Source organism: Sphaerisporangium sp. NBC_01403, assembly GCF_045040145.1.
GTDB classification, from domain to species: domain Bacteria; phylum Actinomycetota; class Actinomycetes; order Streptosporangiales; family Streptosporangiaceae; genus Sphaerisporangium; species Sphaerisporangium viridialbum.
This window is the reverse complement of record NZ_CP109534.1, coordinates 8,189,401-8,207,244: the sequence shown is the minus strand read 5'-3', so window position 1 is coordinate 8,207,244 and position 17,844 is coordinate 8,189,401. Positions and strand designations below refer to the sequence as shown.

The following is a 17,844-nucleotide window of genomic DNA, read 5'->3' as shown; positions in this document are numbered from 1 at the left end:
CGCGTCAAGTGGTCCTGGACACCGGCGGGGGGTTCGACGGTCGTCTCAGGGGTATCTGGAGCGGCATTCCCCCAGGAAGGGCCAGGCCGATACGGTTCCGGCGGAGAACCGAACAAGTCGCACGATCTGATCTACTGAGATAGCGGGCTTCGCGGAAGGACGACACCGTGATCGTCGATCTGGTCTTTCTGCTGGGCGCGCTGGCCCTGGTCATCGCGAACGGCGTCTTCGTCGCGGCCGAGTTCTCCCTGGTCACGGTCGAGCGAAGCGAGGTACAGCGGCTGGCCTCCGCCGGCGACCGCGGGGCCCAGGGCATCCAGGCGGCGATCCGGCGGCTGTCGTTCCAGCTCTCCGGGGCACAGCTCGGCATCACGATCACCTCGCTCCTGCTCGGCGTCATGGCCGAGCCCGCCATCGCCGGCCTGCTCCGCCCTGCCGTCGAGCGGATCCCGGCCCTGCCGGACGGGGCCACAGAGAGTGTGTCCGCGATGCTGGGCCTCCTCATCGCCACGGTGAGCCAGATGGTGCTCGGCGAGCTGGTCCCCAAGAACGCCGCCCTGTCGCGCCCGATGGCCGTCGCCCGGCTCTCCACGCCCCCTCAGCGGATCTTCTCCGCGGTGTTCTCACCGCTGATCAAGGCCTCCAACGCGACCGCGAACGCCATCGTCCGGGCGCTCGGGGCCGAGCCGCAGGACGAGCTGGCCTCCGCCAGGTCCCCCGACGAGCTGAGCCTGCTGATGAGCCTGTCGGCCGAGGCCGGCACCCTTCCGACCGGCACCGCGGCCATGCTGCGCCGCGCGCTGCGGTTCGGCGACATGACCGCGGCCGAGGCGATGACCCCCCGCATGGACTGCGTCACCGTGACCGACGGGAACACCGTCGCCGAGTTCCTCACCCTGGCCAGGCGGGAGCGCCACCTGCGGCTCCCCGTCTCGGGCGGCGAGCTGGACGACATCGTGGGCGTCGCCTCCGTGGTGGACGCCTTCGCGGTGCCCGAGGCCGAGCGCGGGGAGACCCGGGTGGAGAAGATCCGGCGTCCGCCCGTCCTGGTCCCCGAGTCGCTCGACCTCGCGACCCTGCAGGAGCGCCTGTTCGCCGCCAGGGAGGAGATGGCGGTCGTCGTTGACGAGTACGGGGGCTTCGCCGGCATCATCACCGTGGAGGACCTGGCCGAGGAGCTGATCGGCGACATCGCCGACGAGTACGACCTGCCCGAGGAGGGCTCGGCCGAGCCGGAGCCGGCGCTCCTCGCCGCCGGCGCGTCCGTGGTCGTGCCCGCGCTCCTGCGCGCCCACGAGGCCGAGGAGCGCACCGGCTTCCAGATGCCCGAGGGGCCGTACGAGACCCTCGCCGGGTTGCTGATCAGCCGTCTCGGTCGCATACCCGACGCCGGGGACAGCGTGGTCGTGGACGGCTGGACCCTCAGGGTCGACGCCATGCGCCGCCACCGGATCGAGCTCATCACGCTCACCGCACCGAACGGCGAGGAGCAGACGCCTTGACCTCCACCGATGATCCGTCCGCGCCCCGGAGGAGCAGATGAGCCTGCTGGACTTCCTCGCCATCGTGCTCCTGCTCGCGGTGAACGGGTTCTTCGTCGGCGCGGAGTTCGCGCTGATCTCCGCCCGCCGCACGCAGATCGAGCCGCTGGCCAAGGAGGGCTCCCGTAAGGCCAGGGCGGTGCTCGCGGCCATGGACGCCGTCCCCCTGATGCTCGCCGCGGCGCAGCTCGGCGTGACCCTCGCCTCGCTCGCGCTCGGAGCCGTCGGCGAGCCGGTCATCGCCCACGCCCTGGAGCCGCTGTTCTCGGCCCTCGGCCTCCCCGAGGGCCTGGTCCATCCGACCGCCTTCGCCCTCGCCCTGTTCCTCGTCGTGTCCGCGCACGTGATCATCGGCGAGATGGTGCCGAAGAACCTGGCCCTCTCCAGCCCCGACCAGGCCGCGCTGTGGCTCGTACCGCCCCTGCGCTTCGCCGCCCGCGCCACCCGCCCGCTGCTCGTCGGGATCAACGCGATCGCCGCGGCCGTCCTGTGGGTGCTGCGGATCCCGCCGGCCGAGGAGATCCGCTCGGTCTACACCTCGGACGAGATGCCCGCCCTCATCCAGGAGTCGCGCAGGCACCGGCTGCTGGAACAGGACGAGCACGACCGCATGATCGCGACCCTCGCCCTGCACGCCCGTCCCGTGGAGTCGGTCATGGTGCCGATCGGCGAGGTCGTCAGCCTGCCCGCCACGACCCGCGCGGCCGAGCTGCAGGAGAACGCCGGGCGCTACGGCCACTCGCGCTTCCCCGTACGCGGTGACGGCCCGGGCGAGCTGTCCGGTTACCTCCACGTCCTCGACGCCCTCAACGGGCACGCGGCGCACGAGCCCTTACCCGCCCGCGCCCTGCCGCACGTCCACCGCAGGGCCACCCTGGCCGACGTGCTCGCGACCATGCGCAAGCGGCGCGCCCAGCTCGCCGCGATCGTGGACGACGGCGGCGCGGTGGCTGGGGTCGTCACCCTGGACGACGTCCTCACTGGCCTCCTCCACCACGCCAGCCAGGAGTCCACGAGCTAGGCTCCTTCAGGGTCCAGTGCGGCAATTGTCATCTTTCATCCAGATTCGACTAATACCGTGACTCGGTGGTTAAGGGCACGGACATCCGGGGCAGCACTGGACAAATGCATGTTGCGACCCGCTCGTCACCCTCACCGGCCTCGTCACCGTCGTCGCAAGGCGGCCGACAATCGTGGCTGGACGCTCTGCGTGGGGTCGCGGCGCTGATCGTCGTCTTCGAGCACTCGCTGGACCCCCTGCTACCGGAGATCCGCGGCTCGATCAGCCCGTGGTTCGACTTCGGGCAGTACGGCGTTCTGGTGTTCTTCCTGGTCAGCGGCTATGTCATCCCGGTCTCGCTGGAACGGCGCGGCAGCGTGCGCGGTTTCTGGATCACCCGGTTCTTCCGCCTCTATCCGCTGTGGGCGCTGGCGGCGGTGATCGGCACCGTCTTCGGCCTCGCCGGCGTCTACTCCACCCTCCCGGCGCAGACCTCCGGGCAGCCGTGGAGCGCCACGCTGGCGCACGTGACGATGCTGCAGGACCTGCTCCAGGTGCCCAGCGTCGTCAACGTCTTCTGGACCCTCTCCTACGAGATGGCGTTCTACCTCCTGGTCACCGCGATGTTCGTGTTCGGCGTGCACCGGGCGAGCACGGGGACCTCGCTGACGTTCGCCGTGTGCGCGCTGGTCGCCGGCGCGCTCGTACCGGCCGGGTGGCTGACCCACGCCGTGGGGGGAAGCGTGGTGGGGATCGCGGCCGTCGTGCTCCTCGGCGGGATCGCCGCCGTCCTCAGCGCGAAGCGCGACGTACGGCTCCACGGGGCCGCGGTCATCGCGGTCCTCGCCCTGGTGCTCCTCACCCTCAACAGCAGGGTGGGCGCGTGGCAGAGCCTCATCATCCTGGCGACGATGTTCGGCGGGACCGCCATCTACCGCATCGAGCGCTCGCCCGCCGTGTGGGCGCATTCGCGCTGGCTGCTCGGTCTCGTGCCCGTCCTGTCGGTCGCGGCGGCGGTGTGGCTCGGGCCGGGGTGGGGCATGTCGGAGGCCGGGCAGCAGGCGTTCAAGTGGAGCTGGTCGGCCGCCGTCGTCGCGGCCTGGCTGACCTTCGCCGCCGGGCTCGCCCTTCGCCACCGCGCCGTCTCGCCCGTGCTGGTGTGGCTCGGCCTGGCGAGCTACTCCATCTACCTGCTGCACCCCCTGGTCCTGCAGGTCATCAGGAGGGTGACCAACGACCCCTCGGGGATCCCGCTCGCGACGCGGCTGGCCTGGGAAGCCGTCTTCTTCGCGACCGTGATCGCCTGCGCCGCGCTGAGCCACCGCTACGTCGAGAAACCGGCCCAGCGGGTGGGGCGCCGCCTCGCCCGCGCGGCCGGCGAGCCGACTTACCGCTGATACGCGCGATGCAATAGGAAAAATGATGACTTCCTGCGAATACCGCGACAGGGGGCCACAAATATCACCGGCATCGCTAGACTGGCTCGCGGTTCGCCGGGCGCGTGGATCCGGCGCCTGGAAGTCGGCGTGTGGCCTAGGGCCACCAGCCCTGGCCATTCCGTGGGGACAATGAACGGCGGGCTTGTCGATGTGCGCCCTGACCAGCCCGTGGACGAGTCCGCGGGCAGACCGCCCGTCAGGGCGAAGCGGCCCTGGATCGCGTGGCTGTGGTGCCTGGTCGCGGCGGTCACGGGCGTTTCCGTGGCGGGTGGCGCAACGCTGGTCGGCGCATACACCAAGCTGAGCGGCAACATCAAGCACGTCGACCTCGACACCAAGGACCTGGGCACGCGCCCGGCCAAGCTGAGCAAGGCCCTGAACGTCCTGATCGTGGGCTCCGACACGCGCGCGGGCGCCAACGTGAAGTACGGCCACAGGGAGGTCGGCGAGCGCACCGACACGATCATCCTGGCCCACGTGTCCCCCAACCACGACAACGCCCTGCTCATCAGCTTCCCGCGTGACTCGCTGGTCCAGCTGCCCAGCTGCGCGCCCAAGAACGGCCTGCCGGGGCAGCGCGCCCACGTCGGCATGATCAACGAGTCGTTCAACTTCGGCGGCATCAGCTGCACCTACAAGACGATCGAGTCGCTCACCGGCATCCACATCGACCACTACGCCAAGGTGGACTTCACCGGCTTCAAGAGCATGGTGAACGCCCTCGGCGGAGTCGACATCTGCGTGCCGAAGGCGATCGACGACAAGAAGGCGATGCTGCGACTGCCCGCCGGCAAGCAGACCGTCAAGGGCGAGCAGGCGCTCGGGTACGTCCGCGCCCGCTACAGCCTCGGCGACGGCTCCGACATCGGCCGCATCCAGCGTCAGCAGATGTTCATCGCCTCGATGATCAAGAAGGCGATGAGCGGGGCCACACTGAGAGACCCCGCCAAGCTGTTCAGCTTCCTCGACGCGGCCACCAAGTCCATCACGACCGACCCCGGGCTCACCGTGGGCGTCATGACGGACCTGGCGACGAGCGCGCAGAGCCTGGCCGCCGGGGACATCCGCTTCGTCACCACGCCGTGGCGCTACTCCCTCACCCAGCCCGGACGGGTCGAGTGGGTGCAGCCGCAGGCCAAGAGGCTCTTCCAGCTCGTGGCGACCGACACGAAGATCCAGGGCTCGCACATCAAGACGGGCCGCCAGGGCAAGGTGGCGAAGTCCAAGATCGAGATCTCGGTGCAGAACGGCACCACCCGCGGCGGCCTCGGCACCCAGGTCGCCGCCGCCCTGGAGCAGCGCGGCTACACCGTCGTGAAGGTCGGCGACACGAAGCGCAAGCCGTACCCCAAGACGACGATCGGGTACGCCCCTGACGGGCAGAGCCGGGTGCCGACGCTGGCCGGCGACCTCGTGGTCTCGCGCAACGCCCCGGTCAAGAACGTCACGACGACCAGGCTGCTGCTCGTGATCGGCGACGACTGGAAGGGCCTGAAGGCCGCCCCCGTCTCCGAGGAGGAGCTCAAGGGCATCGACGCGACGCAGGACTCCTGCTCCGCCGAGTGACACCGCTCGCCATCGCTTTTCCACCGGTTGGGGATGCTTGTTGCATCTGTCCCTGCCGGGGTACGGATCCGGACATGTGTCACTTGCTCTCTGTTGGGGGGTGATCCCGCCGGCGGATCGGGGCGAGTGTCCGGGCATCACAGGGACGGTGAACTATGCGACGCGGAGTGATCTTCGATATAGACGGCACCCTGGTCGACACGAACTACCTGCACGTGACCGCGTGGTGGGAGGGCTTCAGGCGGCAGGGCCGCGACGTCCTCATGGTGGACATCCATGGAGCCATCGGCCGGGCCGATCGGGACCTGATCGACTACCTGCTCCCCGACGTGTCGGACGAGGAGGCCCAGGCGATCTCCGACACGCACGCGGAGCTGTACAAGCCGCGCATCGACGAGGTGCGGCCGGTGCCGGGGGCGGGCGAACTGCTGCAGGCACTCTCCGATCGCGGCCTGCTCGTGGTGGTCGCGACCAGCGCCCCGAAGGACGAGGCCGAGCGCCTGATAGGCATCACCGGAGGGCAGGACGCCGTCTCGGCCCTCGTGCACTCGGGCGACGTCGACAAGTCCAAGCCCCACCCCGAGCCGGTACGCCAGGCGCTCGACAAGTCGGGCCTGCCCCCCAATAATGCGATCATGGTGGGTGACAGCGTGTGGGACGCGCTGGCCGCCCGCGCGGCGAAGGTCGGATGCGTCGCCCTCCGGTCGGGCGGCATCGACACCGGATCCCTTCTGGAGGCGGGAGCCGAGGCCGTGTACAAGGACTGCCGGGACCTTCTGTACCACGTGGACGAGACACCGATCGGCCGGCTCCTCCAGGACTGACGCGGCCGGATGGCCGCGAGAGCCGGCGAGGCCACGAGAGCGACGTTGCCACACCGCAGCGTGCTCGTCCCGCCGTCCATCGAACCCGGCGGCCATCCACGGCGTATTGCTAGATCAGAAGGAGAGTGATCGGACATGGCACAGCAGGCGGTCATCGGCGTAACGGGGCTCGGGGTCATGGGCCGCAATCTCGCGCGCAACTTCGCCAGGCACGGATACCCGGTCGCCGTGCACAACCGGACGGAAGCGAAGACCAAGGCGCTGATCGAGGAGTTCGGCCACGAGGGCGACTTCATCCCGGCGGTGACGCCCGAGGCCTTCGTGGCCTCGCTGGCACGGCCGCGCAAGATGGTGATCATGGTGAAGGCGGGCCAGTCGACCGACGCGGTGATCGAGGAGTTCGCGCCCCTGCTCGAACCCGGCGACATCATGGTCGACGGCGGCAACGCCCACTTCGCCGACACCCGGCGCCGCGAGAAGGCGCTCAAGGAGCTCGGCATCCACTTCGTCGGGGTCGGCATCTCGGGTGGCGAGCAGGGCGCGCTCGAAGGCCCGAGCATCATGCCCGGCGGCTCGCGCGAGGCGTACAAGTCGCTGGGCCCGATCCTGGAGGACATCGCGGCCAAGGTGGACGGCGTGCCGTGCTGCACGTACGTCGGCCCCGACGGCGCCGGACATTTCGTGAAAATGGTGCACAACGGCATCGAGTACGCCGACATGCAGCTCATCGCCGAGGCCTACGACCTGCTCCGCAAGGGCGTGCGCATGTCGCCCGCCGAGATCGCGGAGGCGTTCCGCACCTGGAACAGGGGACGGCTGGAGTCGTACCTCATCGAGATCACCGCCGAAGTGCTCTCGCACATGGACCCCACCACGGGCAAGCCGTTCGTCGACGTGGTGCTCGACCAGGCGGAGCAGAAGGGCACCGGCCGGTGGACCGTGCAGGCGGCCCTCGACCTCGGAGTACCGGTCACCGGCATCGCCGAGGCGGTCTTCGCCCGTTCCCTCTCCGGCCACGTCGAAATGCGGAAGGCGGCGCGCATCCTGCCCGGTCCCACCGGCGGCGGCCTGGCGTCCTCCTTCGCCGACGACGTGGAGCAGGCCCTGTACGCCTCGAAGGTCGTCGCCTACGCGCAGGGCTTCAACGAGATCCAGGCCGGCAGCGAGGAGTACGGCTGGAACATCGACCTCGGCGCGATGGCGACCATCTGGCGCGGCGGCTGCATCATCCGGGCGCGCTTCCTCGACCGCATCCGCGCGGCCTACGAAGCGGACCCGAACGCTCCCACGCTGCTGTCCGACGTCCACTTCGCGGCCGAGACGAGCCAGGCGCAGGGCGGATGGCGCGACGTGGTCGTCGCCGCGACCAGGCGGGGCATCCCCGCCCCCGGCTTCTCCAGCTCGCTCGCGTACTACGACGCGCTGCGCGCCGAGCGGCTCCCCGCGGCCCTGATCCAGGCGCAACGCGACTACTTCGGCGCCCACACCTACCGCAGGGTCGACCGCGAGGGCGTCTACCACACCCACTGGGAGCTCACCGGCCACCCCGAGACCCGCGTCGACGTCTGACTCCGCTCGAAGCCGTCGGCGTCCGCGGGGAAGGATCCTCAGGACGCCGACCGGGCGCGCTGCTCCTGCTCGGCGATCAACTCGGCGAGGGTGGTCTCGTCGTCGGCGTCCACCGTCCGCCACACTCCCGCGGCCTCGACCTCGTCGTCGAACCGCAGCCGGGTGGCCCAGAAGCGGCCGGTGTCCGACTGGAAGACCATCCACCCGGACGCGTCCAGCTGAGCGGGGTTCATCGTGCCTCCTGCTGACGGTGCCCGGATAACGACGGAAGTGGGCCGGCGTACCGGCTGACGGGAAAGGCTGTGGGCTCGCGCACTGACCGGACCTCGGTTTCCGAATCTCAAAGACCCACAAGGCACGCCAAACGCCCTTTTGGGTCAGCCAGTTATGGCGTCATCGGTCTGCGCGAGTTACTTCCGCGCTACGGTCAGTGTGAGGGGCCGATGACTCGGTGTCACCGTTGCCATGGTGCCGCACCGTCATTGCCGCAACACGTGGAGTGACCATGACCATCGGCGAGGATCTGCGCGCCGCCCGCCAGCGTGCGGGCCTCAGCTTGGGGCAGCTCGCGCTGATATCGGGGGTTTCCGCAGGTCACCTCAGCCGGGTCGAGCGGGGTGACCGCGAGGTCACCCCCACGTTAATACGGCATTACGAGATCGCCTTAGGCACGGTCACTGTTCCTTTTGCCGCAACGGGAATGCCCGATGCCCGCCCCCCCGAAGTGGGTACCGTCGATGACATGAAGCGGCGAGGCCTACTCTCAGTCATCGCGGCGGCGTCCGTGGGGGTCGCCACGGGTGAGCCCTTGACCCGTCTGCTCGAAGGCCTTGGCACCGAGGCTCCGGCCCAGGTGGGGTTACCCGAGGTGCAGGCCGTCGAGGCCGCCGCCGACCTCTACATGCGCATGGACCTCGCCCGCGGGGGCACCGCGGCGATCGCGATGGCCCGCGGATCCCTCGAGTGGGCGGTGAAGTTACAAGACCGCCCCATGTCCGAGCCCACGCGCGAGCGGCTCTGTTCGGCCATCGGGCTGCTCGCCGACCGCGTGGGATGGGCGACGTACGACCAGGGCCAGATGGAGCGGGCGGCGAGGCTCCTCACCTTCGCGCTCGACTCGGCGGCGCGCGGCGCCGACCGCGACCTGCGGGCGCACACCATGCTCGATCTGTCCGTCGCCTTCGCCGACATGGGCAGGCCGCGCGACGGCGTCGAGATCCTCCGCCTCGCGCTCGGGGACGAGCGCATCTCCAGCGCCGAGCGCGCCAACGTCCACGCCGTGGCCGCCCGCCACTGCGCCGCGGCGGGCGACCGGCCGGGCGGGCTGCGGCACATCGGCCTGGCCGAGGAGGCACTGGCCCGCGAGGAGCCGGCGGTGGCACCCGACTGGGCACGCCACATCACGGTCTCCCCCGGCCACCACGACAGCGCGCTGGGGCTGGCGCTGTTCCAGCTCGGCGACGACGAGCGCGCGCGCGAGCGGCTGGCCTCAGCCCTCGACAGGCTCGGCGAGAGCCGCACGCGCACCGGGCTGCGCTGCCTCACCCGCCTCGCGGTGCTCCGCATCCGCGAAGGCGACCGCGACACCGGCACCGAGCAGGCGCGGCGCGCGGTCATGCTGGCCGAGGGCGTGCACTCCACCCGGGTCACCAGAGACCTCCGCATGATGATCGACGGCGTCCGCCAGTGCGGCATGCACGAGCTGGCCCGTGAGCTGACCGGCTCCCTGACCCCCGCCTGAGCCCTCCGCCGCGGGCATCAGCCCTTCCCGTCCGATGCGGGGATCGCCCCCATGTGCCTCTGATGACGGATCGGCCGTTCGGCCGAGTACCGTGATGCCCGATTTCGGCTAGCCTCGCCTGGTCCCCGCCAACGCGGCCGCGCGGCCTGGTCGCACCGCGCCCACGCGGCTCTCCCCCGGAAGGTGCGTTCATTGATCGGCTGGTTCGAGGCGTTCGTGCTCGGTCTGGTGCAAGGGCTGACGGAGTTCCTGCCCATCTCCTCCAGCGCGCACATCAGAGTGGTCTCCGCCTTCTTCGGCTGGAGGGACCCGGGCGCCGCCTTCACCGCCGTCATCCAGCTAGGCACCGAGACCGCCGTCCTGATCTACTTCCGCAAGCGCATCTGGGACATCGTCTCCACCTGGACGCGCTCGCTGTGGACCCCCGGCCTGCGGCAGGAGCCGGCCGCGCGCATGGGGTGGTACGTCATCGCGGGCAGCATCCCCATCGGCGTGCTCGGCCTCGCGTTCAAGGACCAGATCGAGACGACCGTGCGCGACCTGCGCCTGATCGGCGCCTGCCTGATCGTCTTCGGCCTGCTGCTCGCCCTCGCCGACCGCATGGCCCGCAACGAGCTGACCCTGGACAAGAACCTCAACCTGCCGCACGCCCTGACGTACGGCCTGGCCCAGGCGCTGGCCCTCATCCCCGGCGTCTCCCGGTCCGGCGGTACGACCGGCGCCGGCCTCCTGCTCGGCTACCGGCGCGAGGAGGCCGCGGAGTACTCCTTCCTGCTGGCCATCCCGGCCGTGCTGATGTCGGGCGTGCTGGAGCTGTTCAAGATCGGCGACGGCCAGGCGCCCGACTGGGGGCCGACGATCCTCGCCACGATCGTGTCGTTCGCCGTCGGGTACGCGGCCATCGCCTGGTTCCTGCGGTACATCAGCACGCACCGCTTCACACCGTTCATCGTCTACCGGGTGATCCTCGGCGCCTTCGTGATCCTCGCCGTGAGCCTCGACCTCATCCCGGCGAGCTAGCATCCTCCGCCGCGCCCGGCGCCCCGGCAAAGTCGAGAACTGAAGCATGCGCCCACGGCGGCGGCAAGCGGCCCCGCCTGGAATTCGAGGAGTGGCTAAAACAAATTTCGCTATATTGCCGACTGCGGGGGAGATTCTTATACATAAACGGAGGGGCGCGATGAAGGCCCGTATCTCGGGCGTCGCGACGTACCTGCCCGAACGCACTCTGACCAGTGGCGAGGTGGAGGCGCGGATCGAGGGCTACGTCCCCTACCACGGCGTCATCGAGCGCATGACGGGCATCGCGCGACGACACGTCGCGGCGGACGACCAGCAGGCCTCCGACCTCGCGGTGGCGGCCGCGCGGAAACTGGACCACGGCGACGCCGACCTGCTCATCTTCGCGTCCGCGTCGCAGGACATGGTCGAGCCCGCGACCGCGCACATCGTCGCCGCGAAGCTGGGCGTGTCGTGCCCGGTGTTCGACGTCAAGAACGCCTGCAACAGCCTGCTCAACGGCATCCAGGTCGCCGAGGCGCTCGTGCGCACCGGCGGCCACCGAAAGGTGCTGGTCTGCACGGGCGAGGTGCCGTCCCGCGCCGTCCGCTGGCGGGTGGCCGACCGCGCGCAGTTCGTGGACGCCTTCGCGGGCTACACGCTCTCGGACGCGGGGGCCGCGGTGCTGGTCACCGCCGACCTGGAACGTGGCATCTTCTATCGCGACTTCTCGGCGGATTCCACGGCATGGGCGATCGGCACCCTCCCCGGCGGCGGCTCCGCCCACCCGCGCGACCCCGAGTACTCCTACTTCCGCGGCGACGGGCGGCGGCTGAGGGAGGCCTTCGAGCTGATCGGTCCAGACATCTTCCTGGACGCCCTCAAGCGCACCCGCCTGACCTGGGACGACTTCGCGCTCGTGGCCGTGCACCAGGTGGCCCTGCCCTACCTTGAGGCGCTGACGCGGATCCTCGGCATCCCCGAGGACCGCCTGGTCGTGACGCTGCCCGAGCACGGGAACTGCGCCTCGGCGACCCTTCCCCTCCAACTGGTCGCCGGAGGCGCCGGGCCCGGCGACCGGGTCGCCCTGCTCGGCCTGGGCGGCGGCATCAGCCTCGGCGTGCTGTTCGCGGACCTGTGACGGGCGCCGGCATGGACCTGTGGGTGATCGTCCCCGCCTACAACGAGGCCAGGGGCATCGAGGCGACGCTGCGCGCCCTGGACGCGCAGGACGACCCCGGCTTCACGCTGGTGGTCGTCGACAACATGAGCACGGACGGCACCGCCGACGTCGTGCGGGCCTACGCGACGTCGTCGCCCATGAAGATCGAGGTCGTCCAGGAGGCGCGCAAGGGCACGGGCGCCGCCTCCGACACCGGGATGCGGCATGCCATCGCCCGCGGGGCCACCCACCTCGCCAGGACGGACGCCGACTGCGTGCCGCGCCGCGACTGGGTGCGGGGAATGAAGCGGGGCTTCGGCGACGGCCTTGAGATGGTCGGCGGCCGGCTCCGCCCGCGTACGGACGAGTTCCGGCTCAAGATGTGGGAGCGCCGGCTCATCCCGTTCGTCGTCGGCGTCGCGGCGGCGTTCGGGCGCTTCAGGCCGGGCAACCGCGACCCCGCCTACCTCGGGCCGTACGTCATGATGCCCGGCGCCACCGTCGGGATCACCTCCGCGCTGTACGAGCGGGCGGGCGGGTTCCCGCGCACGGCGATCGAGGAGGTCCACGAGGACCGCGCCCTGGTCAACCGGGTGCGCAAGCTGACCCCGGCGTACGGCTCGCGCCGGGACGTGGTCGTCTACGGCTCGGTGCGGCGGCTGCGCGCGTACGGGCTGGCGGGCACGCTGGCCTGGTACGCCGACCATCACTACCGTCCCGACGTCGTCGACGTCCGATGACCGCGCACCACGAGACCCGGCTCTACCTGGCCGCCCATCCGGTCGTGTACCCGCTGATGCGGCTGCTCGCCCGGCTCGGCCCGGTCGTACGGGTGCCCGGCGTCGGAGTGGTGGTCAACGACGCCGCCACCGCCCGCGAGGTGCTCATGGACGAGCGCTTCCGCAAGGACGGCCCCGGCTCGCCCGGCGACCTCTGGACCCCCGTGCTCGGGCCGTCCGTGCTGCTCAACATGGAAGGCGAGGCCCACGCAGCGCTGCGGCGCAAGCTGGCGCCCCTGTTCACCCCGGCACAGGTCGCCTCGCTGGTGTCCGGCGTGCTGGAGGCCCCGCTGGCCGGCCTCTCGGCACGGCTGGCGCGCGGCGAGACGGTCGACCTCGTGGACGAGATGCGGCTGATGGCGGGCGCGGTGATCTGCCGGTTGATCGGCATGGGCGAGGTGGCCCCCGAAGACGCCAGGTCCCTGTTCGCCGACGGCGAGCGCATCGTGTCCATGGTGTCGCTGCGCTCCCGCCGGCTCTCCGAGCGGCAGATCGCGGCCGCCCGCCAGGTCCTCGACCGGATCGGCGACATCGCCGTGGCGGCGTACGAGAGAGGTGACGAGTCCACGGTCATGGGCCGCATGCGGGCGCTCGGGCTGTCCGCCGCCGAGGCGCGCGGGGCCGCGGGGGCGTTCTTCCTGACCGGCACCGAGACGGTGGCCACGTTCGTCCCGAGGCTGGTCGCGCTGCTGCACGACACCGGGTCGCGGGTCGAGGGCCCCGGCGTCGCGCTGCTGCACGACACCGGGTCGCGGGTCGAGGGCCCCGGCGTCGCGCTGCTGCACGACACCGGGTCGCGGGTCGAGGGCCCCGGCGAGCTGGACCGGGCGATCGAGGAGGCCATGCGGGTCACCACCCCTACCCCGGTGATGCTGCGCTCAGTGGCCGCCCCGGCGCGCGTCGGCGGGGTGGCCGTGCGTCCGGGCGACCGCATCGTGATCGCGACGCACAACTGCGCCCGTGCGTACGGCCCCTTCGACCTTTCCGCGAAGCACCCTCCCGAGCTGCGGCGGCTGTGGTTCGGCGCCGGGCCGCACTTCTGCATCGGGTACCCGTTGGCGCTGGCCGAGATCCGCGCCGTGGCCGGGGTCGTGCTGTCCCATGACGTCCGCGTCGTACGGCGCAGCGCGGCCCGAGGAGTTCTCATCCCCACTTATGCACACCTGTGGATAACTTCCGGAGCACGGCGCGATCCGACCCGGGCCGGAGAGGGATCAAAGGCGCGGAAGGGTTCGGAAGCGGATGAGTGACGTCGTCACCGGGGTCCTGGACGCCGCCGAGCGCGAGCCGCAACGCGTCGCGGTCATCGACGGGCGCGGCCGGGAGCTGACGTACGGGGAGCTGCGCCGCCGCGTCGAGGCCGTCGCGGGAGCCATGACGGGCCTGCGGCCGGGCGGCGGAGTGCTCTTCGCGGTACGGCCCGGCCCCGACGCCGTCACGCTGGCCCTCGGGGCCGTCGCCGCCGGAGGGATGCTCGTCCTCGCCGATCCCGGCCTCGCGCCCGACGTCGCCGCCGCCCGGATCGCTGCGACGGAGCCCGCCTGGGTGGTCGCCGACTCGCTGGTCTACGCCCTGAGCGGGCCGCTGCGCGCGGTGGCCCGGCGTCGCGGCCTGGTCCTCCCGCACCTGCGCGATCCCCTGCCCGGCCGTCCGGTGCGCCACCTGTACGCGGGTCCCTGGCTGCCGGGCGTCCCCCGAGGAGCCGTACGGCTGCGCACCCTGCGACCTGGGCGGACCCCGGCGCCGCCGGACCAGGGGACGCCTCTCGCCGGACCCGCCGGGAAGGCCCGCGGGCGTCCGCCGGTCACAGGGAAGGCCGGGGAAGGCGCGACGACGGCCCAGCCGGCCGTGGTCGCGTTCACCTCGGGAACGACCGGACGGCCGCGCGGGGTCGTCCACACCCGTGGATCGCTGGCCGAAGGCTCGGCCCTGCTCCGCGGGGCGATCCCGTTGTCTCCAGGCGACGTCGTCCACACCGACCAGCTCATGCTGGGCCTCCCGGCCCTGATGGCGGGCGCCACCTGGTCACTGCCCGGATCCCGCCCGTTCGCCGAGGAGCTGGCCGCGCGCGAGGCCACCCACGCCTTCTGCTTGCCCGTAAGACTGGACACGATCCTCCGTGAGACGCCCACGCTCCCGGACACGCTGCGATGTCTCCTCCTGGGTACGGCCCCCTCCCCACCCGCCGTCCTGCGACGGGCACGCGCCGCCGCGCCCCGGGCCGAGATCTGGTCCGTGTACGCGATGACCGAGGCCCTGCCGATCGCCCTCGCCTCGGCGGAGGAGAAGCTGGCCGTCCAGGAAGGGGACCTGCTGGGCGCACCGCTGCCCGGCGTGACCGTCCGCATCGGCGACGACGGCGAGCTGTTCGTCTCGGGGCCCCAGCTCGCCCGGGGGTACCTCGGCGAGCCGCCGCTGGCGGAGGTCGCCACGGGAGACCTCGCCCGCCTGGACGAGCACGGCCGCCTGGTCCTGCTGGGCCGCAAGAAGGACATGATCCTTCGGGACGGGGTCAACATCTACCCCGGGCTGTACGAGCCTGCGGTGGCGGCGCTGCCCGGCGTGGCCGAGGCCGCCGTCATCGGCATCCCCGACGCGGAGACCGGCGACGAGGAGGTCGTGCTGGCCGTGCTCGCCGACCAGGGCTTCGATCTGGCACGGCTGCGCAGAAGCCTTCCGCGGATCGTGGACGTGGGCGCGCTTCCCGACCGGATCGAGGTCGTCGAGACGTTCCCGCGCGGCGGCCGTACGGACAAGCTCGACCGCGCGCGGCTCCGCGCCACCCTCGCCGCGATGGGGACGTCGCGATGAGTGTCTTCGTGACGCGTGTCTTCGCCATCAGGGCTTCGCGATTGAGGGCTTCGCGATGAGGGTGGCGGTGACGGGCGCGTCCGGGTTCGTCGGGGGCGTGGTGTGCCGGGCCGCGGCGGCGCGGGGCTGGCAGGTGCACGCCTTCGGCCGCCGCCCGGGAACCGGCCTCTTCACCCCTGTCGCGCCTGACGGCACTGACGGCCTCGTGGGTACTGACGGCCGGCGTGCCGTGTCCTACCGTTCGTGGGACATCACCGGGCCGGTGCCCGGCGACCTGCCCGAGGTGGACGCGGTGATCCACTGCGCGGGCAGCGTGACCGACTGGGGACCCAAGCGCAAGATCATCGAGGTCAACCTGGGCGGTACGACGCAGGTCCGGCGGGCCTTCCCCGGTGCCCGGTTCGTGCACGTCAGCACCGCGAGCGTGTACGACCCGTTCCGGCCGACCGTGATGGCACGCGAGGACCAGTGCCCGGCCAGGCGGTACGTCAACGCCTACGGGACGTCCAAGGCGCTGGCCGAGCACGTGGTGCGCGACACGGCGGTGATACTCAGGCCGCACGCCGTGTACGGCAGGGGTGACACGACGCTGCTTCCCCGGGTGCTCGGCGCGGTGCGCGGACGGCGCCTGTGGGCGGTCGGCGACGGTCGTCAGCGAATCAGCCTGACCTCCGTGAGCAATCTCGCGCAGGCCTGCCTGCTGGCCGCCGAGGGCCCGGTCGCCACGGGTGTCTTCAACGTCGCCGACGCCGAGCCGCTCGTCCTCGACGACGCGCTCCGCTGGATCCTCAGGGAGAGGGGGGTCGACGCACGGCCGGCCTATCTCCCCGCCGCCCTGGTGACGCCCCCTGCGGCCGTCGTGGAGACCGCGTTCCGCCTGCTGAGACGCCGCGAACCGCCCCGTCTGACCCGGTACGCGGTGGGCCATCTGGCCGTGGAGCGCACGCTGGACATCACGGCCGCGCGGGAGCGGCTCGGCTACCGTCCGTCCCCGACGTCCTTCGCGGGCGCGGCGGACTGGTGACCTCCGGTGACCAGCATAAATACCCTTAAATCACATAAAAGCGGGTAAAGCTCTTCACTTCGCCTCACTGCGCGTCATGACAATTCTTGACAATCGGCATTGCGAGAACGACCCTCTAGTGCGACGGTCGAGATGACCCCATTCGCAAAGGGGGCGAGTGGGGATGCGAACCGACGAGAGGGGCGCCCATCGTGTCCGATCTCCCCCAGCTGCCGTTCCCGCGACGCGACCAGCTGGACGTGCCAACGACATACCGCGAGCTGCGCGAACAGTCGCCGATCAGCCGGGTGCGCACCCAGGCGGGCGACGAGGCCTGGCTCGTCACGGGTTACGAAGACGTACGCCGGATGCTCGCCGACGACCGGCTCGGCCGCTCCCACCCCGATCCCGACTCGGCGCCGCAGATCTCCAGCTCGGTGATCCTCGGCGGTCCGAGAGGTGACTACGCGACCGAGAAGCAGGAGCACGAGAGGATGCGCAAGCTCCTCGCCCCCGCGTTCTCCGCCCGGCGGATGAAGGCCCTGTCCGACCACGTGCAGGACCTGGTGGACGACCTCCTCGACCGCATGGCCGCCAAGGCGCCGCCGGTCGACCTGCACGAGCACTTCTCCTTCCCGCTTCCCGTGCTCGTCATCTGCGAGCTGCTCGGCGTGCCGTACGAGGACCGCGACCGGTTCCGCGCGCTGGCGGACGGCATGACCAACATGACCGACCGGGCGGCGGCCACCATGGCGATGGACGAGCTCAGCGACTACATCCACGGGCTGGTGATGGAGAAGCGCAGGCACCCGGCCGAGGACGTCCTGTCCGACCTGGCGAACATGGACGCCGACGACAAGGAGATCTCGGACCTCGGAGCCGGCCTGCTGTTCGCCGGGCACGAGACCACGGTCAACCGCATCGACTACGGCGTCGTGTTCCTGCTCAGCGACCTGGCCCAGCGCGACGCGCTGGCCGCCGACCCCTCCCTCGCGCCCGCCGTGGTGGAGGAGGTCCTGCGCATGGCCGCGCCGTCCGACCACGGGCTCGTGCGGTACGCCAAGGCGGACATCGAGGCCGGAGACGTGACGATCCGCGCCGGCGAGGCGGTGCTGATCCTGACCTCGGCGGCGAACCGCGACGAGAGCGTCTTCGCCGAGCCGGACGTGTTCGACATCGGCCGCGAGGCCGGCGATCCTCATGTCGCGTTCGGGTACGCCCAGCATCACTGCATCGGGGCGAACCTCGCGCGGGTCGAGCTCCGGGTGGTGTTCGGCAGGCTGCTCCAGAGGTTCCCGACGCTGGAGCTGGCCGAGCCCCTCCACCGGCTGCGCACCCGCACCGGCCGTCTGACCGGCGGCTTCGTCGAGCTTCCCGTCACCTGGTGACCTGACCGGCCCGCACGACCGC

Annotated in this window: 15 protein-coding genes and 1 pseudogene; 15 read left to right on the top strand and 1 reads right to left on the bottom strand. The window is 71.2% G+C overall.

Annotated elements, in window-relative coordinates; all coding sequences use genetic code 11:
- The first annotated feature begins 167 nt into the window (after positions 1-167).
- The 6 genes from OG589_RS37015 to gndA all read left to right on the top strand — a co-directional run bounded on the left by OG589_RS37015 (position 168) and on the right by gndA (position 7,939).
- A complete protein-coding gene (locus OG589_RS37015) occupies positions 168-1,502 on the top strand; it encodes a hemolysin family protein (protein WP_405143005.1) in 1,335 nt (444 codons plus the stop codon).
- Positions 1,503-1,539: 37 nt separating this feature from the next.
- Positions 1,540-2,562 carry a hemolysin family protein gene (locus OG589_RS37010; protein WP_405143004.1) on the top strand — a complete coding sequence of 341 codons (1,023 nt, stop codon included), beginning with the start codon at positions 1,540-1,542 and terminating at the stop codon, positions 2,560-2,562.
- Positions 2,563-2,666: 104 nt separating this feature from the next.
- A complete protein-coding gene (locus OG589_RS37005) occupies positions 2,667-3,938 on the top strand; it encodes an acyltransferase family protein (RefSeq protein WP_405143002.1) in 1,272 nt (423 codons plus the stop codon).
- Positions 3,939-4,109: 171 nt separating this feature from the next.
- Positions 4,110-5,546, top strand: coding sequence for an LCP family protein (locus OG589_RS37000; RefSeq protein ID WP_405143001.1), 1,437 nt, complete (start codon positions 4,110-4,112; stop codon positions 5,544-5,546).
- A gap of 155 nt (positions 5,547-5,701) precedes the next feature.
- Positions 5,702-6,370 carry an HAD family hydrolase gene (locus OG589_RS36995; RefSeq protein ID WP_405143000.1) on the top strand — a complete coding sequence of 223 codons (669 nt, stop codon included), beginning with the start codon at positions 5,702-5,704 and terminating at the stop codon, positions 6,368-6,370.
- A gap of 135 nt (positions 6,371-6,505) precedes the next feature.
- Entirely contained in the window at positions 6,506-7,939 is a 1,434-nt protein-coding gene (gndA, locus tag OG589_RS36990; RefSeq protein WP_405142998.1) for an NADP-dependent phosphogluconate dehydrogenase, read from the top strand.
- 38 nt (positions 7,940-7,977) lie between these two features.
- Here the strand turns inward: gndA and OG589_RS36985 are convergent, their stop codons facing one another.
- Positions 7,978-8,172: a hypothetical protein gene (locus OG589_RS36985; protein WP_405142996.1), complete on the bottom strand. Its 195-nt coding sequence runs from the start codon at positions 8,170-8,172 to the stop codon at positions 7,978-7,980.
- A 272-nt stretch (positions 8,173-8,444) separates the two neighbouring features.
- On the opposite strand from OG589_RS36985, the pseudogene OG589_RS36980 reads away from it, so the two are divergent.
- The 9 genes and pseudogenes from OG589_RS36980 to OG589_RS36940 form a co-directional block, all read left to right on the top strand.
- Positions 8,445-8,597, top strand: a pseudogene (locus OG589_RS36980) (helix-turn-helix domain-containing protein); the annotation flags it as partial.
- 84 nt (positions 8,598-8,681) lie between these two features.
- Positions 8,682-9,680, top strand: coding sequence for a hypothetical protein (locus tag OG589_RS36975; RefSeq protein ID WP_405152260.1), 999 nt, complete (start codon positions 8,682-8,684; stop codon positions 9,678-9,680).
- A 183-nt stretch (positions 9,681-9,863) separates the two neighbouring features.
- Entirely contained in the window at positions 9,864-10,700 is an 837-nt protein-coding gene (locus OG589_RS36970; protein WP_405142995.1) for an undecaprenyl-diphosphate phosphatase, read from the top strand.
- 160 nt (positions 10,701-10,860) lie between these two features.
- Positions 10,861-11,820, top strand: coding sequence for a 3-oxoacyl-ACP synthase III family protein (locus OG589_RS36965; RefSeq protein ID WP_405142994.1), 960 nt, complete (start codon positions 10,861-10,863; stop codon positions 11,818-11,820).
- An 11-nt stretch (positions 11,821-11,831) separates the two neighbouring features.
- A complete protein-coding gene (locus OG589_RS36960; protein WP_405142993.1) occupies positions 11,832-12,581 on the top strand; it encodes a glycosyltransferase in 750 nt (249 codons plus the stop codon).
- On the top strand, positions 12,578-13,870 hold the full coding sequence (locus OG589_RS36955) for a cytochrome P450 (protein ID WP_405142991.1): 1,293 nt from the start codon (positions 12,578-12,580) through the stop codon (positions 13,868-13,870). Before OG589_RS36960 ends, OG589_RS36955 begins: the two co-directional genes overlap by 4 nt.
- Positions 13,863-15,431, top strand: coding sequence for an AMP-binding protein (locus OG589_RS36950; RefSeq protein WP_405142990.1), 1,569 nt, complete (start codon positions 13,863-13,865; stop codon positions 15,429-15,431). The genes OG589_RS36955 and OG589_RS36950 overlap by 8 nt, the downstream gene beginning before the upstream one ends.
- 55 nt (positions 15,432-15,486) lie before the next feature.
- Positions 15,487-16,455 carry an NAD-dependent epimerase/dehydratase family protein gene (locus OG589_RS36945; protein ID WP_405142988.1) on the top strand — a complete coding sequence of 323 codons (969 nt, stop codon included), beginning with the start codon at positions 15,487-15,489 and terminating at the stop codon, positions 16,453-16,455.
- A gap of 191 nt (positions 16,456-16,646) precedes the next feature.
- Positions 16,647-17,822: a cytochrome P450 gene (locus OG589_RS36940; protein WP_405142987.1), complete on the top strand. Its 1,176-nt coding sequence runs from the start codon at positions 16,647-16,649 to the stop codon at positions 17,820-17,822.
- The last annotated feature ends 22 nt before the right edge of the window (positions 17,823-17,844 follow it).